The organism is Saccharopolyspora sp. NPDC045941 (assembly GCF_056431445.1).
In genome coordinates this window covers 1-26,612 of record NZ_JBWKKU010000015.1, presented here as the reverse complement: position 1 = coordinate 26,612, position 26,612 = coordinate 1, and the positions used below count along the sequence as shown (strand labels likewise).

Below are 26,612 nucleotides of genomic sequence, written 5' to 3'. Positions count from 1 at the left end.
CTCATCGCCCGGGACGCGGTTCAGGGCCCGTGCGTACTTTGCGCCGCCGTAGCAGCGCAACGCACACATGGGCCCTGAACAGTGGAAACGATGCTTACCAGGCCGGGCGGAGCGGGTAGTGCGCGTCGGTGTCGTCCAGACGGACGCCGAGGACCTGGTGGAGCTGGACGATGTTGCGCTCGAAGCCCAGCCGGCAGGCGGCCATGTAGAGCCGCCACACGCGTGCCCGGTCGAGCCCGGCCTCCGCGACCGCCTCGTCCCAGTGCTCCTCCAGGTTCGTGCACCAGCCGGCCAGCGTCAGCGCGTAGTGCTCCCGGAGGTTCTCCTCGTGGCGCACCTCGAAGCCGTTGTCGTTCATCGCCGACACCAGCGTGCCCACCGGCTCCAGCTCGCCGTCGGGGAACACGTAGCGACCGATGAACTTCCCGGGCCGCGAGCCGTGGCTGCCGTCCGGCCGGGTGATGCAGTGGTTGAGCAGCCGCCCGCCGGGACGCAGCTTGCTCGCCAGCAGCGAGAAGTAGCCCGGCAGCTGCGCCAGGCCGATGTGCTCCGTGAGCCCGATCGAGCTGACCGCGTCGAAGCCGGTCTCGGCGACGTCGCGGTAGTCCAGGTAGCGCACCTCGGCGAGGTCCGCCAGGCCGCGTTCGGCGATGGCCTTCTGCGCCCACTGCGCCTGCTGCCGCGACAGCGTCACGCCGAGCGCGCGCACGCCGTAGTGCTCGGCCGCGTGCATCACCATGCCGCCCCAGCCGCAGCCGACGTCCAGCAGCCGCATGCCCTCCTGCAGGCCGAGCTTGCGCGCCACCAGGTCGTGCTTGGTGAACTGCGCTTCCTCCAAAGTGGACGTCTGCTCGGGGTAGACGGCGCAGGTGTAGGCCATCGACGGGCCCAGCACCCATTCGTAGAACCGGTTGGACACGTCGTAGTGGTACGCGATCGACGTGCTGTCGCGGCGCTTCGAGTGCCGCCAGCCGCGCGGGCGGTGCTCGACCGCCGGCGGGCGCACCGGCCACCACAGCCGGTATCCGACGAGCTTCACCGCCAGCTCGCGGCGCAGGCTCGGCGGGATGTCGTTGAGTGCGACGGACGGGAACGCCGCCAGCGCGGTGTACATGTCGCCGTGCACCTCGATCGCCCCGGTGACGTAGGCGCGCGCCAGGCCGAGCTCGCCCGGCGCGGCGGCGAGATGCGAAAGCGCCAGCGGTGAACGGATTTCCACGCACACGTCCGCCCCTGGTCGTCCGGCGCGGCTGCCGTCGAACGCGCGGATCTCCACCGAGAGGTCGCTTCCGAGGATGCGCGCGAACACCTCTGCCCAGCCCATCAGCGGATCTCCTTCCTGCTCACTTTTTCCCCACGCATTTCTCGTAGAGGCCGGGAAGCCGGCCCTGCGGGTCGTAGCGCTCCTTCAGCTGCTGGTAGGCGGGGCGGTTGTAGAGCTGCCAGAACTCCGCTTCCTCGAAGTAGGAGTCGGAGTACAGCGACTTGTGCCCGTCGAGCTCGGTCACCGCGCGCTCGATGGCCCGGTTGAACCGGCCCGGCGCCTCGCCGCGCCGCAGCGGCACCGTGGCCCAGAAGCCGACGTTGACGTACAGCGCATCGGGATCCATCGGGTACAGCGGCCAGCCCTTGTCATCGCGCAGTTGCACCGGGCACAACCACACGGGGGCGATTCCGATGTCGCGGTGGAAGAACTCCAGGAACTCCGGCAGCCGCTCGACCGGGATCTCCACGTCTTGGATCACCGGCTCGTTGAGCCCCTTGCCCTGCAGCGTCGCGATCCGGTCGGTGACCGCGTGGCGGCGGTCCCAGGCCACGATCCGGCGGTACACGTCGGAGCGGCGGTACTGCCGCGGCCAGAACCGGCGGACGAGCGGGTGCTGCGCGCCGAGCGCGCGGGAGCACCAGAACCAGTCGGTGTCCCAGCGCCACAGGTAGTCGCGGATGCCCAGGTAGTCGACCTGCCGCTGCTGGATGGACCGGTAGTAGATCTGCTGGCCGGTGTAGTCGCTGGCGAACGGCGCCTTGTCCACATAGGACCCGAGTGTCAGGTACTGCTCGCGGGCGCCGAACACGGTGCCGTCGAGGAAGTCGACGGGCTCCCCGTCGTAGCTGCGGTCGCGGCAGATCTCGGCGATCGCGGCGGCGCACTCCTGCGCGGAGCCGAAGCGCACGTGCCGCAGCCGGACGTACGGCTTGACCTGCTCCAGCTCGATCTCCAGCCGCAGCGCGTAGCCGAGCGTGCCGTAGGAATTGGGGAATCCGCGGAACAGGTCGGCGTGCTCGTTGTCCGGGCGGGCCCGGACGACCTCGCCGGAACCCGTGAGGATCTCCATCTCCCGCACGGATTCGTGCGGGAGGCCGTTGCGGAAGGAGGTGGACTCGATGCCCAGCCCGGCGACCGCGCCGCCCAGCGTGATCGTCTTGAGCTGGGGCACCACGAACGGCATGTGCCCGGACGGCAGCAGCGCGTCGACGATGCTCTCGTAGGTCGCCATGCCCTGCACCTGCGCGGTGCGCCCGGCGGAATCCACTTCCAGCACCCGGTTGAACCGCCCGACGTCCAGCCCCGGCCCCTGCGACGGCGCGCGGAAGCGGAACAGGTTCGAGGTCGGCTTGGCCAGGCGCACCGGCGCGCCGGCCGGCAACCGGCCGTACCGCGCCACCAGAGCGGATACTTCGTCGGAATGGCTTCCTGCCGCGACTGTTCCCCGATCGGCCATATCCCGACTCTATTGCCGGTCAAGCCCGCGGGCATCCCGCTTTACGCGGCGCGAACACGACCGAAACGCGGACAAAGAGGCCAAATCGACCCGGCCGGAACGAGGCCGCCGACCAGCGGAGATCGCAAAAGGCCAGGTGATCAACGCCGAGCGGCCTTATACCAAGCATGCTTGCTTGTCGCATGCAAGAGAAACAGGATTTAGGTCACACCGAATGCGCCCGTTCGTGTGGCCGTCACTCCGATCGGCGCAGCGCCCAGGCCCGCAGGGCGCGGAAGCTCTGCACCTTCGTCGGCCCCACCGAGATCAGCCGGTATCCGGCACGCCCCCGCAGGGCGGCCGCCACCTCCCGGTCCACCAGCACCGAAGCGGGGCGGGCGACCGAGGTGAGCCGGCTCGCGATGTTCACCGTCGACCCGTAGACGTCGCCGAAGCGCGCGAGCACCGGGCCCATCGCGAGCCCGATCCGCAGCGGCGGCAGCAGGTCGGTCTTGGCGATCTCCTCGTTCAGCGTCAGCGCGATCTCGGCGGCCTCCGCCGCGTTGTCGGTCACGAACAGCACTTCATCGCCGACCGTCTTGACCACCCGGCCGTAGTTCTCGGCGACCACGCCGCCGGCCAGCGACTCGAAGCCGTCGATCAGCCGGGCCAGCTCCAGCTCGGTGAAGTCCCGGATCAACCGGGTGTAGCCGACGATGTCGGCGAAGCCGATCACCTGCACCCGCTCGTCGGCGCCGGGATCGCGTTCGGCTAGCTCCCGCGCCGCGGTGGCCGCCAGGTGCCGCCGCCACACGTAGTCCTGCATCCGCTCCATCACCGGCAGGATCACGTCGGCGACCTGCGCGGTGGTCGCCACGTCCAGCGCGAACTGCTCGCCCAGCAGCGACTTGAAGATCCCGACCTGCCACTCCGCCAGCCGGGACATGGTCTGGGCCAGCGACCGCGCCACCGCCGACTCCAGCTCCGGCGGGATCACCTCCGCCGAGACCAGCTCGACCAGCGAGCGCAGCGCGGCGACGTCCGCGTCGGTGAACACCACGGCGTCGTCTTCGACGTGCGCGAAGCCCATCGCCTGCCACAGCTGCTCGGCGCGGCTCACGGGCACCCCGGCCGCCGCGGCGACCTCGTCCTTGATGTAGCGCGCGGGCCCGCCGAGGATGGTCTCCTCGACCTCGTGACCGCGCATCGACGGCTTACCGCGCGGTTCGGACAACGAGCACATCGCAATCGGCCCGGCGGCACACCTCGGACGGCACCGAGCCGAGGATGCGCCCCTTCAACGTGTTCAGCCCGCGGCTGCCCACCACCAGCAGGTCGGCGACCTCCTTCTCGGCGGCGGCCAGCAGCACCGACACCGGCGCCCCGACCGAGGCGAACGTCTCGACCGCCGCCGCGCCCGCCGAGCGGGCGACGTCCGCCGCCTCGCGCAGCGTGTCCTCGGCCGGGGCCGAACCGATCACCTGGAACGCCTCGTCGCCGAGCGCGTCCTTCGCCTCCTCCACCTCCCGCGCGCTGCTCGGGTAGTAGGCGCAGACGATCACCAGCCGGGCCGTCGATTCGCCGGCGACCCCGGCGGCGCGGGCCACCGCGCGCAACGAGGGCGCCGAGCCGTCGGTCCCGACGACGACGGTTCGGTAACTGGACATCACAACTCTCACTTCCGCCGCGGGCTGGCCTCGGGTGGACTCCGGCGTGAACACTAACGATCGCGATGCCCGCGGGTCACGGGTCGCTACCGATAGAGCCCGGCTGTGAGGCAGGCGTCGACCTCCCACCGGCCAATTTGTCCGGTCGGCCAAACCGGCCTGGAAACTCTCATCCGACCCCACAAGCAGATTGCGCATCGTCGACGCGTAGGTTTCGCCGCAACGTGCAAACCCATTGGTGATGCAGGACACGGACGACGTTGCGCGGGACGTCCACCGGGCCGGATCACGCCATGTACGTACCGTTTCGCGAGAACAAATGCATCGGGAGAATCCGTGACCACACCAAGCCTCCAACCCGGGCGGGGGATATTCCGCCGCAAGCCGATCGACTCGATCGTCGAGGACGGCGGCGACACCGGGCTCAAGCGAACGCTGGGCCTGTGGCAGCTCACCGCGATCGGTGTCGGCGGCATCATCGGCGCCGGCATCTTCTCCCTGGCCGGCGCCGTGGCCAACGAGAAGGCCGGGCCGGCGGTGCTGATCTCGTTCCTGATCGCGGGCATCGCCAGCGCGGCCGCGGCGTTCTCCTACGCCGAGTTCGCGGGCATGATCCCCAAGGCCGGTTCGGCCTACACCTACGGCTACGCGGTGCTCGGCGAGGTCGTCGGGTGGCTGATCGGCTGGGACCTGCTGCTGGAGTACACCGCGATCGTCGCGGTGGTCGCCATCGGCATCTCCGGGTACTTCAACGAGTTGCTCGGCTTCCTGCACATCGATCTACCGCTGTGGATGATGGGCGCACCGGGCACCGAGGCCGGTGACGCGCCGGCGGGCAGCTACAAGATCAACCTGTTCGCGGCGCTGCTGTGCCTGCTGATCGCCTTCATCCTCAACCAGGGCATGAAGAGCGCGGCGCGCTTCGAGACGCTGCTGGTGTACCTGAAGGTCGCCGTGGTGCTGGTCGTGATCGTCGTCGGCGCCTTCCACATCAACGCCGGCAACTACAACCCGTTCTTCCCGTTCGGCATCAGCGGCGCGTTCGCCGGTGCGGCAACAGTGTTCTTCGCGGTATTCGGCTACGACGCGATGAGCACGGCGGCCGAGGAGTCCAAGGACGCGCAGCGGCACATGCCGAAGGCGATCATGTACTCGCTGGCCATCTCGATGGTGCTCTACGTGCTGGCCTGCCTGGTGCTCACCGGCATGGTCCCGTACCAGCAGATCAGCAGCGAGAGCGCGTTCGCCACCGCCTTCGCCGACGTCGGCCTGCCGGTGCTCGGCGCGATCATCGCGGTCGGCGCCATCCTGGGCATCCTCACCGTGCTGTTCACCTTCATGCTCGGCGTGACCCGCGTGGGCTTCGCGATGAGCCGCGACGGCCTGCTGCCGAAGTGGTTCTCCAAGACCCACCCGGTGAAGCAGGTGCCGAGCCGCTTCACCTGGCTCATCGGCATCGCCTCGGCCGGGATCGCCGGTCTGCTGCCGATCGGCGAGGCCGCGGAGCTGACCAACATCGGCATCCTGCTGGCGTTCGTGATCGTGTGCGCCGCCGTGATCGTGCTCCGCTACAAGCGGCCGGACCTGCCGCGCGGCTTCAAGTGCCCGGGCATGCCGATCGTGCCGATCATCGGCATCGTGTTCTCGATCTGGCTGGTCACGTTCCTCGACCCGGTGACCTGGCTGCGGTTCGCCCTCTGGTTCGCCATCGGCCTGGTGATCTACTTCGCCTACGGCTACCGCAAGTCGAAGCTGAACGAGGCCACCACGACCGAGCCGCCGAAGTGACCTGCTGACCCCGGTCCACGACCGGACCCGGAACGCCGGATGACGCCCCTCCCCCTGCGTCGTCCGGCGTTCCGGCGTTCCGGCGTTCCGGCGTTCCGGCGTTCCGGCGTTCCGGCGTTCCGGCGTTCCGGCGTTCCGGCGTTCCGGCGCAATTTCAATGGAAATCGAAGGTCCGATTTCCATTGAAATTGCGGAAATGGAAGTTCTTGTCCGCGAAGCGGAATGGGTCGCGATCGATCAAGGGTGTTCGCTGTGTCTCAGCGTGCACTGGATCACAGCGCGGCGGGGCTCCGGCGTCCTAGGGTTTTCCCGGCGCCGCCGGAAGTTCCCGGGGGCGTTGGAGTTCCTGCCGGGCCTCAATGCCGAGGGGTGCTTGTGACGCGCGTTCGCGAACTGAGCCCGTATGTCGAGCTGCACCGAGCGCAGTGGCGGGAGCTGCGCGATTCCCTGCCCCTACCGCTGTCCGAGGACGAGCTCGTCGCCCTGCGCGGGCTCGGCGAGCCGGTCGACCTCGCCGAGGTCGCCGACGTCTACCTGCCGCTGTCGCGGCTGATCAGCCTCCAGGTGGCGGCCCGCCAGCGGCTGCACGAGACCACCACGACGTTCCTGGGCGAGGAGACGAACGGCACGAAGGTGCCGTTCGTGATCGGCATCGCGGGCAGCGTCGCGGTCGGCAAGTCGACCACCGCGCGGATCCTGCGCACGCTGCTGGCGCGCTGGCCCGACCACCCGCGGGTCGACCTGGTCACCACCGACGGCTTCCTGCACCCGAAGGCCGAACTGGTGCGCCGCGGCCTGATGCACCGCAAGGGCTTCCCGGAGAGCTACGACCGGCGGGCGCTGCTGCGCTTCGTCACCGAGGTGAAGTCCGGCGCGCCGGAGGTCACCGCGCCGGTCTACTCGCACGTCGCCTACGACATCCTGCCCGGCGAGCGGAACGTGGTCCGCAAGCCGGACATCCTGATCATCGAGGGCCTGAACGTGCTGCAGCCGGGCCCGAGCCTGGCGGTGTCGGACCTGTTCGACTTCTCGATCTACGTCGACGCGCACACCGACCACATCGCCCGCTGGTACACCGATCGCTTCCTGGCGCTGCGCAGCACGGCGTTCGCGAACCCGGACTCGCACTTCCACCACTTCTCGGAGCTCTCCGACGAGGAGGCCCGCGCCGAGGCCGAGCACCTGTGGCGCACGATCAACGAGCCGAACCTCGTGGAGAACATCCTCCCGACCCGCCCCCGCGCGACCCTGGTGCTGCGCAAGGACATCGACCACTCGATCAACCGGGTCCGCCTCCGCAAGCTCTGACACCGGCCAGGTCCCGTGAGTGCTTTGGGATGCCACAGCCCCAAAACACTCACGGCGCTGATCGGCGGTCTCGATCTCCCACCCGCAAGAAAGCGGGAACAACTCGGCAAAGCGCTGGAAGTTCCGCTGGAGCAACGGATCGAGAAACGCCCCGAGCCGCGCTGAGAGCGTGCCGAGCATCTCGGCGGCATTGCCGAATGTCGTGAACGCCGCGGGATTCAGGCGGTGCGATCGGCCGCTGCCCCCCACCCCGGTCCGGCAGGCACGCTTCGGAGATCTTTCCGCAGCACGATCGCACGTCCTTGCGTGAGAGGCGTCGGCTCCGCTGCAGTCATCAGCTCTGGCAATACCTCCAGCATCTCCTGGTCCTATGTGGAGGGAGACTCGCCGGGGACGGGTGGGCACGATGCCGGGCCTGAAGGGGCAAATCCGCCCGGAACGCCCCGGGGTTCCGCGAGACTGGCCCGCACGTACCGCCGAAGGAGCTTCACCCATGGATCCGTCCCAGCCCTCGACCATTGCCGAGTGGCGCGAATTCCTCCAGGACTACAGCACCGAGTTCCTGGCCTCGTCCTACCTGCGTGAAGCCGAGGCGGACGGCCGGGCGGAGTGGCTGGTGAGCGAGGCCCAGCGCGAGGCCCGGTGGCTCGGTTACGAGCCCGCCGGCGAGGAAGCCGTCCGCGCCGCCGAAGCGCGCCTCGGGGTTCGGCTGCCGCCGAGCTACCGCAACTTCCTGCTGGCCAGCAACGGCTGGAGCACCATCTCCTACGCCGTCGACCTGTTGAACACCAAGCAGGTCGGGTGGTTCGCCGATCTGGAGCCCGAGTTGGTCGAGGCCTGGCGTTCGGCCGACATGGGCGAATGGGTCGAGCTGGTCGAACGCTGCCTGCTGGTGTCGATCGACGACGGCGGCGCGGGCAACTACTCGCTGCTGGAAGCGGGCAGCGCCCCGGAGAACGGCGAGTGGACCGCGTACGACTGGTGGCCCGGCGACGGCGATGCCCCGGAGCCCCACGACGGCTTCGCCGCGCTGGTGGCGACCACCCGCAGGGACGCCACCGAATAGCGGTCAGCGGCGGGCGGCCCGGCGGGACAGCAACAGCTGGAGGTGGGCGCTCAGGCGTTCCGTCGGGTTGGTGAGGTCGATGCCCGTGATCTCGCCGGCCCGGCGGACCCGGTAGCGCAGCGTGTTCGGGTGCACGTGCAGGCCGTCGCTGGCCCCCCGGACGTCGCCGAACGCCTCCAGGTACGCCAGCAGCGAGCGGGCCAGATCGGTGCCGTGCTCCGCGTCGTGCTCGTGCAGCGCCGCCAGGCGGGAGTCGCGGAAGCGCTCGTTGCCCTGCAGGACCGTCAGGATCTCGCTGATCACCACCTGCGCCCGGACGTCCGAGATCGTCGCGATCTCCGCGCGCAGGTCGTGGGTCATCGCGTCGAGGATGCGGTCCGCCTCGGTGCGCGACTCCGCCACCTCGTCCAGCGTCCGCGCCGCCGAGCCCACGCCCACCTGCACCCGCGCCCGCAGGTGCTGCTTGGCCGCCGCCACGATCTCCCGCGTCAGGCTCAGCGCCGACGCCACCGCCGAGCGTTCCGGCAGATCCGGCAGCAGCACGTACACCCGCGAGCCGATGGTGGTGACCAGCGCGCTGCGGCGGTACGCCGAGGCGTGCACCGAGATCAGGCTGGTCATCTCGGCGCGCTGCAGCTCCAGTTCGGAGCGGTCCGCGCTGGCGTCCGGCGGGCGCAGCGTGAACACCACGACCACCGCGGGCTTCGCCGGGTCCGCGCCGATGTTGTCGGCCACCGACTGGGCGTCGATGAGGCCGTCGAGCAGCCCGGTCAGCAGGTTCTCCCGGAACCGCGGCCCGGCGGTGGCCTCGGTGCGCTGCCGGATCAGCTGCAGCGCCGCCACCCGCGCCGCGCCCAGCAGCGCCCGCTCGGAGTGCTCCGACAGCGGCCGCTTGCCCTCCTGCACCCAGATCGTGCCCAGCGGCTGGGTGCCCGCGTGGATGCCGACCGCCATCCGGCGGCGGATGCCCAGGTCGGGTCGCTCGTCGATGCGCACGACGTCTTCGCCGGCGCGCAGCCGCTGGTAGACGCCCCACTCCCGGAGCATCGCCAGGTACGGCTCCGGCCCCTGCCTGCCCAGGATCGACAGCCGGCGCAGCTCGTCGACCTCGTCGTCCGAGCGCGAGTAGGCGAGCACCCGGCTCGCGGTGTCCTCGATCGCGACGATGCCCTCGGTCATCGCCGCCACCGTCTGGGCCAGCGAGAACAGGTCGCCCAGCGCCTCGCCCAGGTCCGCGTCGGTGGTCAGGCGGGCGTTGTCGACGGCCGAGCGCGCGAAGGACTCCAGCCGCTCCCAGCGGACCTCGGGCCGCACGCCCAGCAGCGCGATCCGGCAGTCGATCGCGGTGTCCCGCAGCGCTCGCGCGTCGGATTCGGAGTCGACCTTCACCGCCACGGCCGCCGCGCCGTCGCGCGCCGCCGCGCGCACCAGCCGGGCGGCGGCCCGGCCCCGTGCGCCGATGACCAGCACGAAGTCGCCGTTGCGCCCGCTGCCGGACTCCTCCTCCGGGTCGACAATGACGACGTCGCGCACCTCGACCTCGAAGCCGCGCGGCGCCGCGAGCACGTCGACCAGTGGCTCGCCCACCGCGATCAGGAGTTGGCGCAATGGCACCCCCACGACGGCGACGCCCACCGCGTCCACTGCCGGGGCGTTTTCGACCTCGTGCAAACCAGGAACCCCACTTGTTCAAGCGGACAATCCGATATTGACAACGATAGCCGAATGGACAAGCCCGGGGCGCTAACGAAACCTTAATCTCCCAAGTAACAGGACCCTTGTCCCAGACAGCGACTCTCGCAAGGAGGCGAAATTGGCCATGGACGCCATCACTTCGGTCCCGGTGCCCTACAACGAGCCGGTCAAGGGCTACGCGCCCGGCTCGCCGGAGCGGGAGTCGTTGCAGAAGCGGGTCGCGGAGCTGGAGTCCGAGCGCATCGAGCTCACCCAGACCATCGGTGGCGTGCAGCGCCTCGGCGGCGGTGACAAGTTCGACGTGGTCCAGCCGCACGACCACCAGCACGTGCTGGGCACCGCTGCGCAGGCCACCACCCAGGACGTCGCCGACGCCGTGCAGGCCGCCAAGGACGCCGCCCCCGCGTGGGCCGCGACGCCGTTCGACGAGCGCGCCGCCGTGCTGTTGCGCGTCGCCGACCTGCTCGCCGGCCCGTGGCGCGACACCATCAACGCCGCCACCATCCTGGGCCAGTCCAAGTCGGTGCAGCAGGCCGAGATCGACGCCGCCTGCGAGTTCATCGACTTCCTGCGGTTCAACGTGCACTACGCGCGGCAGATCATCGCCGAGCAGCCGCGGTCGGTTCCCGGCGAGTGGAACCGCATGGACTACCGCCCGCTGGACGGCTTCGTCACCGCGATCACGCCGTTCAACTTCACCGCCATCGCCGGCAACCTGCCCACCGCGCCCGCGCTGATGGGCAACACCGTGGTGTGGAAGCCGACCCCCTCGCAGCAGTTCGCCGCGCACTTCACCATGCGGCTGTTCGAGGCCGCCGGGCTCCCGGCGGGCGTGATCAACCTCGTCACCGGTGACGGCCAGGCCGTCAGCGAGGTCGCGCTGACCGACCCGGGCTTCGCCGGTCTGCACTTCACCGGCTCCACCGCCACCTTCAAGAAGCTGTGGCGCACCATCGGCGACAACCTCGACAGCTACGGCAGCTACCCGCGCATCGTCGGCGAGACCGGCGGCAAGGACTTCATCGTCGTGCACCCCTCGGCCAACCCGGTCCCGCTGGCGACCGCGTTCTCCCGCGGCGCGTTCGAGTACCAGGGCCAGAAGTGCTCGGCGGCGTCCCGCGCCTACGTCCCGCGCTCGATCTGGGAAGGCGGCCTGCGCGACGAGCTGGCCGACCTGACCCGCTCCGTCCGCTACGGCGACGTCACCGACTTCTCCTACTTCGGCGGCGCCGTCATCGACGCCCGCGCCTTCGCCAAGCACAAGGCGGCCCTGGACCGCGCGGCCAAGACCGACTCCATCGAGGTCCTCGCCGGCGGCGGCTACGACGACTCGGTCGGCTACTTCGTCGAGCCCACCGTGCTGGTCTGCGACGACCCGGCCGACGAGGTGTTCACCACCGAGTACTTCGGGCCGATCATCGCCGTGCACGTCTACGACGACGCCAAGTACTCCGAGATCCTCGACGTCGTCGACGCCTCCAGCCCGTACGCGCTGACCGGCGCGGTGTTCGCCACCGACCGCAGCGCCATCGAGCTGGCGCACCGGAAGCTGCGCGGCGCGGCCGGCAACTTCTACGTCAACGACAAGCCCACCGGGTCGATCGTCTCCCGCCAGCCCTTCGGCGGCAGCCGCGCCTCCGGCACCAACGACAAGGCCGGTTCGCTGCTGAACATCCAGCGGTGGACCAGCCCGCGGGCGATCAAGGAAACGTGGGACGCCCCCACCGGTATCTCCTACCCGCACATGGGCTGAGCGTTCGGGGCGCCCTCGGCCGAGGGCGCCCCGAACCCCTGAGCAGTTCCCCACTCCGAACCCTTCGCCCCCGTTCGGCGAACCGCGGCACGCACTTTCGACTGCAGGCAACGCGGAAGGCAGGAGATCCCCGAAACCCCCGAGCACAGCTGCAAAGAAGGAGACCACGATGCTGCGCAGCACCCTGCTGGCCGCCGCCCGTTCCCAGGGCGTGCGCCGACTCGTGGAGGCCAACCCGCTGACCAAGCCGGTCGTCGAGCGGTTCGTGGCCGGCACCACGCCGGAGGACGCGGTCCGGGCCACCCGGGCCCTGCGTGACCAGAACATGTACGTCACGCTCGACCACCTCGGCGAAGACACCCTCGATGCGCAGCAGGCCACCGACACCGTCCGCGCCTACCAGCAGATGCTGGAGGTGCTCGCCGCCGAGGGCCTGGCCGACCGGGCCGAGGTCTCGGTGAAGCTCTCCGCGGTCGGGCAGTTCCTGCCCAACGACGGCGAGAAGATCGCCCTGGACAACGCGCGGCTGATCTGCGAGGCCGCGGCCGCCGCCGGCACCACGGTGACCCTCGACATGGAGGACCACACCACCACCGACTCGACGCTGGGCATCCTCCGCGACCTGCGGGTGGACTTCCCGTGGGTCGGCGCGGTGCTGCAGGCGTACCTGCACCGAACCGAGCAGGACTGCCGCGACCTGGCGGGCGAGGGCTCCCGGGTCCGGCTGTGCAAGGGCGCCTACTCCGAGCCCGCCTCGGTGGCCTACCAGGACAAGTCCGAGGTGGACCGCTCGTACGTCCGCTGCCTGAAGGTCCTGATGGCGGGCGGGGGCTACCCGATGGTGGCCAGCCACGACCCGCGGATGATCGCGATCGCCGCCGACCTGGCCGCCCGGTCCGGGCGCAGCGCGGACAGCTACGAGTTCCAGATGCTGTACGGCATCCGGACCGAGGAGCAGAAGCGGATCGCCGCGGAGGGCAACAAGCTGCGGGTGTACGTGGCCTACGGCGACGAGTGGTACGGCTACTTCATGCGCCGCCTCGCCGAGCGCCCGGCCAACCTGGTCTTCTTCCTGCGTTCGCTGATCTCCCAGAACTGATCCGGCGCCCCCGAACGGCCCGGCCCGATTCCCCCTCGGGCCGGGCCGTTTCCCATGCGCCGCAGATCACGTCGGCACGCCCGGTTCGCCTCGTTAATCTGAATCTTGAATGATTCTTCGCGTTTCTGGGTGGGACAACATGCGCAGGCCGGCCGCAACGCTCTTCCGGATCGCCGTGGCGCTCGCGGCCGTCGTCGGGATCTACCTGAGCACGAAGGACGGCAGCTTCACCGGCGCCCTGGTGTACTTCACCATCCAGAGCAACGTCGTGGTGGCCATCGTGTTCGCCTGGGCCGCGGTGGCGACGGCGTGCGGAGCGGGACACCCGCCGAAGTGGCTCAAGGGCGGCACGACGCTCTTCATCGCGATCACCGGGCTGGTCTACAACCTGGTGCTGGCCGGGCAGCCGTTCCAGATGACCGCGGCGCTGTCCGGCACCTGGGAACTGGGCAACCAGCTGGTGCACCTGGTCACCCCGATCGCGGCGGCGGTCGACTGGCTGCTGTTCGACGAGCACCGCCGGTTCCGCTGGGCCAGCGCGCTGCACTGGCTCGCCTACCCGTTCGGCTACCTGGCCTTCGCCCTGATCCGGGGCGCGCTGCTGGACCGGTACCCGTACCCGTTCCTGGACGTCAACGCCCTCGGCTACGACGGGATGGCGCTCAACGTGGTGATCTACGGCGGAGCCTTCTGGCTCCTCGGCCTGGCGATGGTGGCCGCCGACCGGGCGCTCCCCCGCAACGCGCCCAAGCCCACGGCACCAACACCGGCACCGCAACGCATCGCCGCCTGACCCCAGAACGCAGTTTCAATTGAGCGTTTTTCATCTTGGTCGTTCCGCAGCCGCGGGTCGTAAAGCCACACGTCGATTGGCTGTCGCATGCGCCGCAGGCGCATAGCCCACCTACGACACTGGCACCGCCGCGGGTTCTCAGAGGCTTCCTGGCGAGGACGGCCCTGACGCCGTGTATTGGACATACATCAGAAGGGGCATCCACAGTCCAGGGAGCCTCTGAGGTTCCGCTACCCGCACCGCCACGCAAAACGAGATTGGAAAAACCTCAATTGAAACTTGTGCCCTCCCAAGGGATTCCCGCGGTTTCAATTGAAACTGCGGAGCACCGGGTCAGGCGCGTTGCTTCCGGCGGTGGTGGAGGTTCGCCAGGGCCGTCACCGCGAAGGCGCACGCGCACGCCACCAGCATCGCCAGGGCCATGCCGAGCTTGTTCGTCGCGATGAACGGCGGCACGAACGCCGGCAGGTAGGCCGTCGCTTCCGAGCCCGTCCAGCCGACCAGCGCGCCGCCCGCCGCCGCGCTCAGCAGCGCGCCCGCGAAGACCCGCTTGTCGGCGAACAGGAACGGGTACGCCGCCTCCACGAAGGTGCCGAAGCCGAAGTTGACCGCCGCGCCCGAGGCCGCCAGCGCGCGCTCGCCACTGCTGCGCGGCAGCACCACGTTCGCCAGCGTGATCCCGAGGCTGACCATCACCAGGCCCACCATGTCGATGGCGCCGAAGAAGCTGTGCCCCTTCTCCCCCATTTCGACCAGCACGAGCGGCAGGATCACCGCGTGGTAGACGCCGCCGATGATCGCCGGCCACATCACCAGCCCGGCCAGCGCACCGGCCAGCAGCGGGTTGAACTCCACCAGCGCCTCGATGCCGGCCTTGACACCGTCGCCGATCGCGCTGGTCAGCGGCGCGAGCGCGAAGTGGACGACGAGCCCGCCGAGCAACCCGGCGAGACCGCCGGTGACGATGTTCGCCGTCGTCGCCGGGAACCGGCGCGCCAGCGTCCAGGTGAGCAGGTACGACGCCAGCACGCCGGCGAGCACGCCGCCCACCAGGCCGCCGAGGATGCCGCCCTGCGCCGACAGGATGCCGGCCACCGCACCGGCGACCAGTCCGACCTCGCCGAGCCCGGAGACGCGGCGGGCGGCGACGGCCGCCACGACGATCGGCAGCCCTTCCATGAGCGTGTCGAAGACCGGCGACAGGAAGTCGAGACCGGGGATCTTGCTGATCGCCAGCACCAGGGCCATCGCGATGAACGCCGGGATGCTGCCGACCATGATCCCGCGGATGCTGATCCGCCGCCACGGGCTGCCTTCGGCCACAGTGGACGGTCCGCTGCCGATGACCGGCCGGTACTTCAGGCCCCAGCGGCGGGCGAGCCCGGACACGTAGGACACCGCGCGGGTGGCGCTGGTCGTGCCGGTGGTGCCGGATCCGGCGACCAGGTCAACCCCGAGGGCCTGCGCGGTGGCCAGCGAGGTGCCGCCGGTCCCGCTGGCCGGGGCGCGGACCTCCGCCGCCGCGGCGACCGCCTGGCCGTTGGCACCCGACGGGTCGGCGCTGACCAGGATCAAGCCGTCGACCTCACCGGAGCGCAGCGATTGCGCCAGGCGCTCGTCGTGTTCCGCCGCCGCCTCGTTGACCTCGGCCAGCGAGCCCTGCAAGGCCGGCGCAGGCCCATCGGTTTCCAGCGTCCACAGGGTCGCCGCGGTGTCGTCCGAGGCGTGGTCCATCGACGACTGTGCGGCGACGAACTGCACCGCGGCCAGCTCGATGCCCGCGGCGTCCAGCTGCCGCGCGATGTCGGCCAGCAGCCGGGCCGGGTCGTCGCCGCCGTGGCTGTGCAGGTTTCCGCCGCTGCTGCCGATGATCGCGACGCGCTTCGGGCCGTCTCCGGGCGACTGGGCCATCGAACCTCCGGGTGTAGCGGGAGAAACCGCCGGGCAGCGCCCAGACCGCAGGCATACTAACAACCACTACTCGTCCGATCGGGTTACCAAGAGCGGCCGATCGCCCACATCACCGGCGCCCGGCTAGGGCTTGGCGGCTTGGCGGCGGGCCCGGTGGTTGGCGACGTTGAGGCGGTTGCCGCACAGCTCGGGCATGCAGTAGCGGCGGCGGCCCGCCCGGCTGGTGTCGACGAAAACCCCGTTGCACACCGGCGAAGCGCAGTCCCGGAACCGGTCGCGCCCCAGCGCGCGCAGAGCGCCGAGCAGCCCGGTTCCCACGAGAACCGCCAGCTCGTCGGCCAGCGATGCGTGCGGCGCGGTCGCGACGTGCCACTGCCACCGGCCACCGTCGTCGCGGTGCAGCGACGGGCCGGTGACGGCACGCGCGACCAGCGCCGACGCGCCTTCGACGAGCCGGTCTTCGTCGGCTTCGATGACGGCCCGGACCTCCTGGCGGAGCGCGCGCACCTGATCGAGGTCGGCGGCACTCGGCCCGCCGTCCGCCAGGGCATCGGCCCGGATCTCGTGCTCCTCCAGGAAATGCTCCAAGGCCGCGGGGTCGACGAGCACCTCGCCCGCGCTCCGCACCTCGGGCGCGGTGTTGACCAGGTCGGTGGCCACCCCGGCACCCAATGCGTAATCGTTGAACGTTGCTTTCAACCCTTACCCTCCCTTACGGTAACCGGAGAAACACGAATATACCCCTTAGCGATGGAGGATCGATGCACACGAAGCCCGAGACGTGGCGGCTCACCGGGCGGGTCGAGGTGTCCGGCGGCGAGGTCGCCACCGGCGTCTTCGGCGACGGGCCGCCGGTGGTCCTGGTCCACGGCACGCCGGCCTGGTCCTACCTGTGGCGCGACGTCGTGCCGGTGCTCGCCCGGCGGCACACCGTCCACGTGTGGGACCTGCTCGGCTTCGGCGATTCCCGCGCGGAACCCGGTGCCGCACCATCGATCGCCCGCCAGGCCCGGACGCTCGCCGAGCTCGTCGAGCACTGGGAGATCGACGAACCGAGCCTGGTCGGGCACGACATCGGCGGCGGGATCGTGCTGCGGGCGCACCTGGTCGAGCGGGTCCCGGCCCGGAGCCTCGCACTGCTCGACGCCGCCGTGCTCGGCCCGTGGAACACCCCGTTCACCGAGCACATGCAGACCCACGAGGACGCCTACCGCACGATGCCGCCGCACGTCTTCGGCGACATCATCGCCGCGCGCTTCAGCACCGCCGCGCACCGGATGTCCGGCACCGCCGCGGCGGCGTACCTCGCGCCCTGGAGCGGCGAAGCCGGGCAACAGCGCTGGATCGACCAGGTGGCCGCCGTGAGCTTCGAGGACACCCGCGAGGTCGTGGCCCGGCTCGGCGAGATCACCGCGCCCACCCTGGTGCTGTGGGGCGAGCGGGACGAGTGGCTGGACCCTTCGGTCGGCGATCGCCTGGCCGCGGCCATTCCCGGTGCCCGCCGCGCGACGGTGCCCGATGCCGGGCACTTCATCGCCGAGGACGAGCCGCGGAAAACCGCGGCGGCACTGCTCGACTTCTTCGGCTAGCCACTTTCGGCAGCTCCGGGGTTCTGCATCGGCAGTGCGTCCCGAAAGGCCCGTTCGAGAAACGGCCGGAATCACGTTTTCCGCAACACCACCGCAGCAGCGGAACCGCAGGTCAGCAAATTCCCGGAAGGCATCCGAGGCGATTTGTCAAATCTCTTCGCTGACAGGAACTGCGGCATTTGTCAAATCGCTTCGCGGCCAGAATCCGCGGCATTTGTCAAATAGCGCGCTGAGCTGGATTTCTGGGCAGCACAACGATTCTTGGGTACCGTTGTCCGGCAGCGGGGAAATCGTGGCATCGCGGTCGGGGGACAACTGTGCCCGCCAACCGGCCTGAACGGAGGACACCCATTACCGCTCCGGCAAGCACCAGAAGAACCGGCATCCCGGCGCGGCTGCAGGCGACCTTCCGGCCGCACGGCCCGCTGCCGTCCGCCGGACAGCTCGCCCTGTGGGGCACCGACGACCCGTCCGCGGCGGCGACCGAGCTCGGCTTTCCCCTTGTCGCGCAAGGGGAACTGCCGACCGTGCTGCCGTCCGGACGCGGGGTCGGGGCGGCCGACGTGCCCGCCGTGCTGATCCCGGTCGGCGACGCGCTCGCGCCGCTGGCGGCGCTGCCCAGCCCGGACCGGTGGCCGGGCTGGCACCGCCCCGGCGACTCGCTGATCGCCTGGAGCGTCGCGGCGAAACTGGCCCTGGAGCACGTCGCCGCCGGGCACCTCGTGCCCGAGGTGCGCGACGACATCGCCTGCTGGCGCCTGGCCAACCCGAACGACGACCGGCTCGCCGCGCTCGCCGAGGCCCTGCCGCCGGCCGCGCACGCGCTGCGCCGCGGCGACGCGCTCTGGACCGCGGCGGAACTCCTCGCCGCCTTCGGCGACGCCGTCGCGGACGCGTGCGCGCGGAGCACCGCGATCGCCGGGAACGGCTCCTGGGGAGGCAGCTGGATCACCGCGCTGACCGGCCCGGATCCGGTGGTGCGGCTCGACGAGCAGGCCAGGTCCGAGGTCCTGGCTTGGGCCCGGCCGCTTCCGGCGGCCCCGGCCGGTCCGCTCGGCGGCCGGCTCCGCCTGCACCTGGAGGTACCCGCCGACGACGGCGCGCCGTGGGCGCTGAGCTTCCACCTCCAAGCCGCCGACCGGACGGTGTCGGTGCCGGCCGCGCGGGCCTGGTCGGCGGGTTCTGCGACGCTCCGGCTGCCGGGCGGTTCCATCGGCGCGCCGCAGGATTCGCTGGTGCGCGGCCTGGCCGAGGCGGCCCGGATCTTCCGGCCGCTGGACGCGGCGCTGTCCGAGCAGCGCCCGACCGAAGCCCTGCTGGACGTCGCGCAGGCGGCGGGTTCCTGTCGACCGGCGAGGCCGAGCTGACCGCCGCGGGCATCGCCGTCGACGTGCCGGCCGATCTCACCGGGGTGCGCCGCCTCCGGGCGCGCCTCCACTCCCCGGATTCGGCGCGGTTCCGCTGGGAGGCCGCCATCGGCGACCAGGCGCTGACGGCGGACGAGCTCGACGAGCTGATCGCGGCGGGCCGCCCGCTGGTGCGCTGGCGCGGCTGCTGGGTACGCGTCGACGTGCACGAGGCGAAGAACGTCCGCGCCGTGCTTGGGAAAACGCACACGCTGTCGGAGTCCGAAGCGCTGGCGGCGGTTCTGGAGGGGCGCCGGGCCACCGAGCTCGGCGAGGTCGAGGTGTCCGCCGGCGGGCGGCTGCGGACGCTGGTCGAGCGGCTCGGCGAGCCGTCCCGGGAACCACGGCTGATCGGCATCGACGCGACGCTGCGCGGCTACCAGCAGCGCGGCGCGGCCTGGCTGCAGAGCATGGCCGAGCTGGGATTCGGCTCGGTGCTCGCCGACGACATGGGGCTCGGCAAGACGCTGCAGACCATCACGCTGCTGGCCGCCCGCGCCGGTGCGCGGCCGCAGCTGGTGGTGTGCCCGACGTCGGTGGTGGACAACTGGCAGCGCGAACTCAACCGCTTCGCCCCGAAGCTGCCGGTCGTGCGCCACCACGGCCCGCGGCGGCCCACCACTCCCGGGGCGTTCACCCCCGGCTCCGTCGTGATCACCACCTATCCCCTGCTGCGCACCGACGCCGCCCTCCTGTCCGAAGTGGACTGGGAGGTCGTGGTGCTGGACGAGGCGCAGCAGATCAAGAACCACGCCGGGCAGACCGCGCAAGCGGCCCGCCGGCTGCGCGCGGGCGCCAGGGTGGCGCTGACCGGCACGCCGGTGGAGAACCGGCTCGCCGAGCTGTGGTCGATCATGCACTTCGCGAATCCCGGCCTGCTGGGCGGTTTTCCCCGCTTCAAGGAGCGGTTCGCGGTGCCGGTCGAGCGCTGGCAGGACGCCGACGCCGCGCGGCGGCTGCGTTCGGTCGTCGCGCCCTTCCTGCTGCGCCGCCTCAAGACCGAGGTCGCGGCCGACCTGCCGCCGAAGGTCGAGTCTGTGGTCACCTGCACGCTGACCGACGAGCAGGCCGCGCTGTACCGGAGGACGGTGCGGGACACCTTCGACGACGGCTTGGGCGCCGGCATCGGGCGGCGCGGGCGCATCCTCAAGCTGCTGACGGCGCTCAAGCAGATCTGCAACCACCCCGCGCACTTCCTCGGCGAGACCGGGCCGCTCCCGGGCCGCTCCGGGAAGCTCACCCGCGCCACCGAGATGCTGGCCGAGGTGGTGGCGGCCGACGACCGCGCGCTGGTGTTCACCCAGTACCGGGCGATGGGCGAGCTGCTCGCCGAGCACCTGGCCGCCGAGCTGGGCCTGCCCGCGGTGCCGTTCCTGCATGGCGGCGTGTCGACGGCGCGGCGGCAGGCGATGGTGGATGCCTTCCAGCACGACGACACCGCCCCGCCGCTGCTGATCATCAGCCTGAAGGCGGGCGGCACCGGCCTGAACCTGACCCGCGCGACGCACGTCGTGCACTACGACCGCTGGTGGAATCCTGCGGTGGAGGACCAGGCGACCGACCGCGCGCACCGGATCGGCCAGTCCCGCCGCGTGCACGTCCACAAGCTGGTCGCGCACGGGACGCTCGAAGAGCGGATCGCCGACCTGCTGGAGCAGAAGCGCGCCCTGGCCGACGCGGTGATCGGCAGCGGCGAGACGTGGCTGGCCGAACTGACCGACGACGCGCTGCGCGAACTCGTCGAACTGTCCACTGAGGACTCATGAGCGAAAACGGCTTCCCCGTTCATGAAATCCGCCCGCAAGATGCGGAGGACTCATGAGTAGCCCTGTGTCAACCTCAGCCCTCCTCAACCGCACCCCAGGGGACCGTGACGCAAACCAGCCACGAGAAACCACGCAACGGGAGAGTGGGCTGAACGCAACCACCACTGTGAATCGCGGAGAGGCGGACCGGTCATGAGCGGCAAGAAGCGGACGGAATCCTTCGGCGCGACGTGGTGGGGACGGCGCTGGCGGCGCGCCCTGGAATCGCTCGGCGCCACCTATCCCAATCCGCGCCTGCCGCACGGAAGGTCGCTGGCGCGCAACGGCGCGGTGCAGGACCTGGTCGTCGAGCCGGGCCGGATCCGGGCCCAGGTGCACGGGCGCGGCCGGGCGCACGACATCGTCCTGACGCTTCCGGTTTTCTCCGACGCCGATTGGGAAAGGGCCGTCGAGGCGCTCGCCGGTCAGCTCCGGCACGCCGCCGCCCTGCTGCAGGGAGAGCTGCCGGAGGACGTCGACGACACGCTGCGCGAGGTCGATCTGTCGCTGTTCCCACGAACCGGCGAACTCGGCTCGACGTGCACATGCACCAGCAAGAGCGAGCCGTGCGGGCACGCCGCGGCGGTGCACTACGTGCTGGCCCCGATGCTGGACGCCGACCCGTTCCTGCTCACCAGGCTGCGCGGCCGCGACCGGGAGCCGCTGCTGGCCGCATTGCGCGCGGCGCGCTCCGGCTCGGCCGAACCGGAGCGCCCGACGATCGACCGGCTCGACCCGGAAGCGCTGTTCACCGCGCGCGGCGACCTGGCAGCGATCGCGGTCCACCCGCACCGGCCGGACGGCCGGGTGCCGGAGGCGCTGCGGCAGCTCGGCGAGATCCGGGGCATCGACCGGGAAAGCTGGCAGCACCTCGTGTCCGCCGGCCAGCACGCCCGCAACCGCGCGTGGACGCTCGCCGAAGGAGCGTGACCAGGTCAGCCGGTGTAGGAGATGAATCCGCCGACGAGGGCTCCGTAGAGGACATGCCCCAGGAGGCTGACCACCGGTGTCACCACCCCGTAGTTGAGCAGGAGGAATCCCGGCGGTTCGAGCAGCGCGGTGCGGGGAGCGCTGGTCAGGCTGGTTCCCATCCGCGGGTGCACCACCGGCAGCAGGAGGTTCACCGGCGCGGTTCCGGCGAACAGGCCGTGGACCAGACCGAACAACGCCCCCAACCACCAACTGCTGGTTCCCAGCGCGACGAACAGCCCGTAGTAGCCCAGGGCGAACAGCTCCCCGAAGAGGAAGTGCGCCAGGTAGCCGAGGGCTTTCGCGCGCGAGCGGTTGACCGTGAGGCAGGTGCCGAGCAGGAAGGGGATGTCGATGCGGGTCAGCTTGAACTCGTTCGCCGCGCGCAATGCCGTGGTCAGCACCAGGGTGCCGATGAACCCACCGGCGAGCGCTCCCCAGATCGTCACCGCGCCACCGCCTGCTCGGTGATCGCACAAGCCGCGCTGATCAACGCCAGATGGGTCAGGCCCTGCGGCATGTTCCCCAGGAACTCCCCCGTGGCCGGGTCGATCTCCTCGCTGTAGAGGCCCACGTCGTTGGCCAGCCCGACCAGTTGGTCCATCAGCTCCGCGGCCTCTTCGAGGTGACCGCAGCGCGCAACGGCCTCCGCCAGCCAGAACGAGCAGGCCACGAACGCCCCCTCAGTCCCCTGCAGACCATCGTCGCCGCCGTAGCGGTACACGAACGGTCCGCGCGCCAAGTCACGGCGGATGGCCTCGATCGTGCCGTGCAGCCGGGGCTGCTGCGGACCCGCATAACCGCGCAGCAGGCCGAGCAAGACGCTGACGTCCACCTCCTCGGCGCCGGCGCTGCGCACGTAGCTGCTCCGGTCCTCGCTCAGGCACCGCGTTTCGATGAAGTCCTCGATCGCATCCTGCTCGCGCCGCCACGCGCGTGCGTGCCGGCGGGGAAGCAGCCCTCGTTCGGCCAAGCGCAGCGCGCGGTCGAGGGCGATCCAGCACATCATCTTCGACTGGGTGAAATGCCGGGGCGCGCTGCGGACTTCCCAGATCCCCGCGTCCGCTTGCCGCCAGCTCGCGCACACGAAATCGGCCACCCTCGCCAACCGCCGCGCGATGTCGGCATCGAGCCTGCCGCCGGCCGTCGCGTACAGCCAGGCCGTCTGCAGCAGTTCGCCGTAGGTGTCCAGCTGCAGCTGCTCGACTGCGGCATTGCCCACCCGCACCGGCGCCGACCCGCGGTACCCTGCCAATGCGAGCACGCGCTCGGGCGCGCGGGCACCGCCGTCGAGCCGGTACAGCGGGCGCAGCCGCGGCTCGGTGAACTGGGTGGCGTGCATCAGCCACCAGAAGTAGGCCTGCGCATCGTCGGGGCACCCGAGCGCGAGGAATGCGTCCAGGGTGAAGGCGGAATCCCGCAGCCAGGAAAACCGGTAATCCCAGTTGCGCCCGCCGCCGATCTCCTCGGGAAGCGACGAGGTCGCGGCGGCGGCCACCGCTCCCGACGGGGCGAACACCAGCAGTTTCAGGGCCAAGGCGCTGCGCGTCACGGCTTCCTGCCAGCGCCCGGCGCCGGAGCGATCCCGCAGCCAGGCCCGCCACCGGTGCCCGGTCTCCTCCAGCCGCGCCGCGCACTCCGAACGTGCGGGCACCACGAGCGGCTCCTGATGCGCGAAGCTCAGTGCTAGATCGGCCTGCGAACCCATCCGGATCTCGAAGGCACCTTCGATCTCCGCACCGGAGCACACCGGCTCGCCCGCGCCCCAGGTGCACACAGCCACCGCGTCCGTGCCCGCCGACGCCACCGGCACGTCTGCTCGCCGCTTGATGCGCAGGCCCGCGGTGCCGTAGCCGAAACGGGGCTGCACGCACCAGCGCATGGGTACTGCGCCCGACAACCCTTCGACCTTGCGGACCAGTTCCCGGGTGGGCGTCAACGCCGTTCCGGGCAGCGTCAGGGCATCGGTCACCCGGACCGCACCTTCGGCCGTGGCGAACGTCGTCTCCACGACGTTCGTGCTCGGGAGGTACCGGCGGCTGACCTGGTAGGGCAGCTCCGGCTCCAGCGCGAAACGGCCTCCCCGACGCGCGTCGAGCACCGCACCGAAGACCGTCGGCGAATCCAGGTCCGGCACCGTCAGCCAGTCCACCGAGCCGTCCAGGGCGAGGAGGGCCACGGTCCGGCCATCGCCCAGCGCCGCGTAGTCCCGCAGCGGCGCATACCCCTCCCGGCGCGGCACTACGACGCGCGAGCCGTTGCCGAGATCCGACCCGATCATCGAACCCCCCGAACTGCTACCTCAGATCCGGCGGCCGTTCGTCACCGTGCGATCCACGCCCCGCTCACCGGCCGCACCGCCGGGCCCGGCAACGCCATCGCACAGCGCCCTCACCACGCCAGACTGCGGCAGCACGGCAGAACCGGACCAATGCCTTTCTGCCCTACGCCCACCAGAGCCGACGCCGGTTCGAGACTGCGCCCGACAAGATGAAAGCGACGCGCAGCAAGGACAATTGACCCGCGGCGAGATTGAGCCCCCATACGCGAACAGCCCCTGCCGGTGATGACCACCGCAGGGGCTGCGAACTGCGAAAAAGATGGTGCGCGATACTGGGATTGAACCAGTGACCTCTACCGTGTCAAGGTAGCGCTCTCCCACTGAGCTAATCGCGCGAGGCGGAGGCGGGAATCGAACCCGCGTACAGGGCTTTGCAGGCCCTTGCCTAAGCCACTCGGCCACTCCGCCGGACTCCGCATCCACACCGAAGTCGGCTGGACCACCAGAGAATCCAGAGCGGACGACGGGACTCGAACCCGCGACCCTCACCTTGGCAAGGTGATGCGCTACCAGCTGCGCTACGTCCGCCTGCCTGCGACTTCTAAACCGGAGAACCTCCGGTCCGTCCGCCGCGTTGCACAGTGAACTCTAGACCACGCCCACGACCGCGATCAAAGGGGGGCCCCATCGCCCGGCGCGCCGCCGCGCCGGGCCGATCTTCCCCCCGGATCAGCCCAGGTCGTGAGGCAGCAACCGGGTCAGCGCCTCGTCCACATCGACCCACAGGTTCTCGTTGCCCGGCACCACGACGTCGTAGGTGCGGTCGAGGAAGTCCGCGAGTTCCTGCGCCGAGGCCTCGAACACCGCGTGGCCGGACGGCGAGCTCAGCTCGATCGCCACGACCTCGGGGTCGTCGACCACCGGCCGGATCGTCACGTCGCCCTCGCCCGCGTGCGCGATCAGCCCGTCGGCGAGCAGGTCGCGGGCGAACACCCACTCGACCCAGCCGGCGCGGCCGGTGCGGAACGCGGCCACCACCGCGTACGGATCCCGGGTGTCGTAACGCAGCTCGACCTGAACCGGCACGGCAGGTGCCTGCGGAGCCAACAGATCGAACACGGCCGTCGAACGGAGTGTCACATGATCGTTACGCATTGTCCTCCCCTTTCCGCTCCTTCCCGGTCCGCTTATCGACCGAGCAACACAGTTGTGACGCCTCATCGGGCCGAAACGCTCGCAACTCCCGCATAGATCACCCGTACGGGGCAAACCCCAATTCGCTGGGCAATCAAGCGAACGCGCAGCGTGTTCGCGAGACTCCGGTTTCGGGGCGAACACGGATCCGGCCACCCCATTACGAGACGGGCCGGAACCGAAGTTCACACCGGAGAAAGATCCGCCGCGAACGAACTCGACTCCAGGACGTTGATTCACAGGACCAGCACTCCACTCAGTGACCGAACTCCACTACGTTCCGTAACCGAGCGAATCGTTCTTGCACCGGGCCTTCGATCCGTCGCCCTTGCCTTGCGGAACCCGCTGCCGCGCCCGGTCTGACCACCGGGTTTACCGCTTCGTCGAGCTCGCTTGACGTCCGCTCAAGAATAGGCGATCGGACCACCCGGCATTCTCGCAGCGAGGCCCGCTGATGAGACGCTCGCCACCACAGTTCCCCGTATCGGGCTAATGGTCCGAACCGTCTCCGTTATCGGCCACGCGTGCGCCCGAACGCCCGGTCGAGAGTGGCGTCACACTGTGACCAGGATCGAAGACCGGCGCCAGGGCCAAAAGACCCGGCACCACCCACGATCGGTGATGATTCCGGTCACATCCGAACCGCAGCGGGCGAACCCGCACCGGCCAACTGCGCGCTTGACACCCCAGCCGCACGGCGACGGCCACAATCGGACCAGGCCCGTATTCTGACGCACATCGGACACCGCGGGCGACCGGCGGCCCGCGAGAGGTGTCCCACACCGACGACCGTTCGCAACTGGCAGGTGGACAGCCCTGAACGACACGACCAAGTCGGGACCCCGCGACACCGACGCGGAACCCACCACCGACCAACAGCGCGCGCCCAGGCTGCACGCCCTGATGCAGCGCCTGCACGCCTTCCGCGAACGCGTCCGCAGCAAGCCCGGCCTCAACATCACCTACCGCGTCGTGCTCGGCGTCTTCGGCACCATCGTGCTCATCGCCGGCATCCTGATGATCCCCTACCCCGGCCCCGGCTGGCTCGTCGTCTTCGCCGGCCTCGGGATCCTCGCCACCGAGTTCCACTGGGCCCACCAGGTCAACATGTTCGCCAAGCGCTACTACCAGCGCTGGGTGCGCTGGCTCGCCCGCCAGCACCTCGCCACCAAGCTCGCCGTCATGGGTGCCACCTGCCTCGTCGTCCTCACGACGCTGTGGCTGCTGGGCCTGTTCAACACGGTCGGCGGGTGGTTTGGCCTGCACTGGACGTGGTTGGCCTCCCCCCTGTTCGGCGCCTGAAAACGATCGTGTATTGTTCTTCTCGTCGCCGGGAACGGGGACGAAACAACAGAACAAGGGCGATTAGCTCAGGGGGAGAGCGCTTCGTTCACACCGAAGAGGTCACTGGTTCGATCCCAGTATCGCCCACGCGTTCATAGGTGAACCCTGTCTGCCATCGGCAGACAGGGTTCACTTGTATTTGTAGTGGGGGGGTGTTCCTATGTTTTTGTCAAGCGGCGGCTGGGGGCGCCGTGGGTTGGGTTGTGGGTCGGGCTGGCTGGTAGAGGGTCTTGTCGCGGAGC

Annotated in this window: 21 protein-coding genes and 4 tRNA genes; 12 read left to right on the top strand and 13 right to left on the bottom strand. The window is 70.2% G+C overall.

Going from position 1 to position 26,612, the window contains the following annotated elements:
• Positions 1-94: 94 nt before the first annotated feature.
• From AC07FN_RS14375 to AC07FN_RS14360, 4 genes are all read right to left on the bottom strand, one after another.
• Positions 95-1,324: a class I SAM-dependent methyltransferase gene (locus tag AC07FN_RS14375; RefSeq protein WP_478396037.1), complete on the bottom strand. Its 1,230-nt coding sequence runs from the start codon at positions 1,322-1,324 to the stop codon at positions 95-97.
• Between the two features lie 19 nt (positions 1,325-1,343).
• Positions 1,344-2,723 (bottom strand): FAD-binding oxidoreductase, encoded by a 1,380-nt coding sequence (locus tag AC07FN_RS14370; protein WP_478396036.1) that lies wholly within the window; start codon positions 2,721-2,723, stop codon positions 1,344-1,346.
• Positions 2,724-2,958: 235 nt separating this feature from the next.
• The gene (locus AC07FN_RS14365; RefSeq protein ID WP_478396035.1) at positions 2,959-3,936 is read right to left on the bottom strand and encodes an adenylate/guanylate cyclase domain-containing protein; all 978 of its coding nucleotides are present in this window, start codon (positions 3,934-3,936) and stop codon (positions 2,959-2,961) included.
• A complete protein-coding gene (locus AC07FN_RS14360; RefSeq protein WP_452617428.1) occupies positions 3,917-4,369 on the bottom strand; it encodes a universal stress protein in 453 nt (150 codons plus the stop codon). The genes AC07FN_RS14365 and AC07FN_RS14360 overlap by 20 nt, the downstream gene beginning before the upstream one ends.
• Before the next feature lie 336 nt (positions 4,370-4,705).
• Between AC07FN_RS14360 and AC07FN_RS14355 the strand changes: the two genes are divergently transcribed.
• The 3 genes from AC07FN_RS14355 to AC07FN_RS14345 all read left to right on the top strand — a co-directional run bounded on the left by AC07FN_RS14355 (position 4,706) and on the right by AC07FN_RS14345 (position 8,531).
• Complete coding sequence (locus tag AC07FN_RS14355) at positions 4,706-6,157, top strand: amino acid permease (RefSeq protein ID WP_478396034.1); 1,452 nt, start codon at positions 4,706-4,708, stop codon at positions 6,155-6,157.
• Positions 6,158-6,532: 375 nt separating this feature from the next.
• Positions 6,533-7,465, top strand: coding sequence for a type I pantothenate kinase (gene coaA, locus AC07FN_RS14350; RefSeq protein ID WP_452617426.1), 933 nt, complete (start codon positions 6,533-6,535; stop codon positions 7,463-7,465).
• A 493-nt stretch (positions 7,466-7,958) separates the two neighbouring features.
• The gene (locus tag AC07FN_RS14345) at positions 7,959-8,531 is read left to right on the top strand and encodes an SMI1/KNR4 family protein (RefSeq protein ID WP_478396033.1); all 573 of its coding nucleotides are present in this window, start codon (positions 7,959-7,961) and stop codon (positions 8,529-8,531) included.
• A 3-nt stretch (positions 8,532-8,534) separates the two neighbouring features.
• Here the strand turns inward: AC07FN_RS14345 and AC07FN_RS14340 are convergent, their stop codons facing one another.
• Complete coding sequence (locus AC07FN_RS14340) at positions 8,535-10,202, bottom strand: PucR family transcriptional regulator (protein WP_478396032.1); 1,668 nt, start codon at positions 10,200-10,202, stop codon at positions 8,535-8,537.
• Positions 10,203-10,350: 148 nt separating this feature from the next.
• Here AC07FN_RS14340 and pruA point away from each other — a divergent pair, with 148 nt between their 5' ends.
• The 3 genes from pruA (at position 10,351) to AC07FN_RS14325 (ending at position 13,871) form a co-directional block, all read left to right on the top strand.
• The gene (gene pruA, locus AC07FN_RS14335) at positions 10,351-11,979 is read left to right on the top strand and encodes an L-glutamate gamma-semialdehyde dehydrogenase (protein ID WP_478396031.1); all 1,629 of its coding nucleotides are present in this window, start codon (positions 10,351-10,353) and stop codon (positions 11,977-11,979) included.
• A 169-nt stretch (positions 11,980-12,148) separates the two neighbouring features.
• Positions 12,149-13,078, top strand: coding sequence for a proline dehydrogenase family protein (locus tag AC07FN_RS14330; protein WP_478396030.1), 930 nt, complete (start codon positions 12,149-12,151; stop codon positions 13,076-13,078).
• Between the two features lie 139 nt (positions 13,079-13,217).
• A complete protein-coding gene (locus AC07FN_RS14325; RefSeq protein ID WP_478396029.1) occupies positions 13,218-13,871 on the top strand; it encodes a Pr6Pr family membrane protein in 654 nt (217 codons plus the stop codon).
• Positions 13,872-14,204: 333 nt separating this feature from the next.
• Here the strand turns inward: AC07FN_RS14325 and AC07FN_RS14320 are convergent, their stop codons facing one another.
• Both AC07FN_RS14320 and AC07FN_RS14315 read right to left on the bottom strand, forming a co-directional pair.
• Complete coding sequence (locus AC07FN_RS14320; protein WP_478396028.1) at positions 14,205-15,782, bottom strand: hypothetical protein; 1,578 nt, start codon at positions 15,780-15,782, stop codon at positions 14,205-14,207.
• 123 nt (positions 15,783-15,905) lie between these two features.
• Positions 15,906-16,481 carry a CGNR zinc finger domain-containing protein gene (locus tag AC07FN_RS14315; RefSeq protein WP_478396027.1) on the bottom strand — a complete coding sequence of 192 codons (576 nt, stop codon included), beginning with the start codon at positions 16,479-16,481 and terminating at the stop codon, positions 15,906-15,908.
• A 62-nt stretch (positions 16,482-16,543) separates the two neighbouring features.
• Between AC07FN_RS14315 and AC07FN_RS14310 the strand changes: the two genes are divergently transcribed.
• From AC07FN_RS14310 to AC07FN_RS14295, 4 genes are all read left to right on the top strand, one after another.
• Positions 16,544-17,371 carry an alpha/beta fold hydrolase gene (locus tag AC07FN_RS14310; protein WP_478396026.1) on the top strand — a complete coding sequence of 276 codons (828 nt, stop codon included), beginning with the start codon at positions 16,544-16,546 and terminating at the stop codon, positions 17,369-17,371.
• A 317-nt stretch (positions 17,372-17,688) separates the two neighbouring features.
• Positions 17,689-18,738 carry a hypothetical protein gene (locus AC07FN_RS14305; protein WP_478396025.1) on the top strand — a complete coding sequence of 350 codons (1,050 nt, stop codon included), beginning with the start codon at positions 17,689-17,691 and terminating at the stop codon, positions 18,736-18,738.
• 23 nt (positions 18,739-18,761) lie between these two features.
• Complete coding sequence (locus AC07FN_RS14300; protein WP_478396024.1) at positions 18,762-20,543, top strand: DEAD/DEAH box helicase; 1,782 nt, start codon at positions 18,762-18,764, stop codon at positions 20,541-20,543.
• A 192-nt stretch (positions 20,544-20,735) separates the two neighbouring features.
• Positions 20,736-21,512: an SWIM zinc finger family protein gene (locus AC07FN_RS14295; RefSeq protein ID WP_478396023.1), complete on the top strand. Its 777-nt coding sequence runs from the start codon at positions 20,736-20,738 to the stop codon at positions 21,510-21,512.
• Between the two features lie 5 nt (positions 21,513-21,517).
• Here the strand turns inward: AC07FN_RS14295 and AC07FN_RS14290 are convergent, their stop codons facing one another.
• The 6 genes from AC07FN_RS14290 to AC07FN_RS14265 form a co-directional block, all read right to left on the bottom strand.
• Positions 21,518-22,000, bottom strand: a complete 483-nt coding sequence (locus tag AC07FN_RS14290) for a hypothetical protein (RefSeq protein ID WP_478396022.1) — start codon at positions 21,998-22,000, stop codon at positions 21,518-21,520.
• Positions 21,997-23,832, bottom strand: coding sequence for a glycoside hydrolase family 15 protein (locus AC07FN_RS14285; RefSeq protein WP_478396021.1), 1,836 nt, complete (start codon positions 23,830-23,832; stop codon positions 21,997-21,999). The genes AC07FN_RS14290 and AC07FN_RS14285 overlap by 4 nt, the downstream gene beginning before the upstream one ends.
• Positions 23,833-24,152: 320 nt before the next feature.
• Positions 24,153-24,227, bottom strand: a tRNA-Val gene (locus AC07FN_RS14280).
• A 1-nt stretch (position 24,228) separates the two neighbouring features.
• Positions 24,229-24,300, bottom strand: a tRNA-Cys gene (locus tag AC07FN_RS14275).
• Positions 24,301-24,347: 47 nt separating this feature from the next.
• Positions 24,348-24,420: transfer RNA gene (locus tag AC07FN_RS14270), tRNA-Gly, on the bottom strand.
• A gap of 141 nt (positions 24,421-24,561) precedes the next feature.
• A complete protein-coding gene (locus AC07FN_RS14265; RefSeq protein WP_093261194.1) occupies positions 24,562-24,987 on the bottom strand; it encodes an SsgA family sporulation/cell division regulator in 426 nt (141 codons plus the stop codon).
• Positions 24,988-25,929: 942 nt separating this feature from the next.
• Between AC07FN_RS14265 and AC07FN_RS14260 the strand changes: the two genes are divergently transcribed.
• Both AC07FN_RS14260 and AC07FN_RS14255 read left to right on the top strand, forming a co-directional pair.
• Positions 25,930-26,328 (top strand): TIGR02611 family protein, encoded by a 399-nt coding sequence (locus tag AC07FN_RS14260; protein ID WP_478396020.1) that lies wholly within the window; start codon positions 25,930-25,932, stop codon positions 26,326-26,328.
• A gap of 57 nt (positions 26,329-26,385) precedes the next feature.
• Positions 26,386-26,457, top strand: a tRNA-Val gene (locus AC07FN_RS14255).
• Positions 26,458-26,612: the final 155 nt, after the last annotated feature.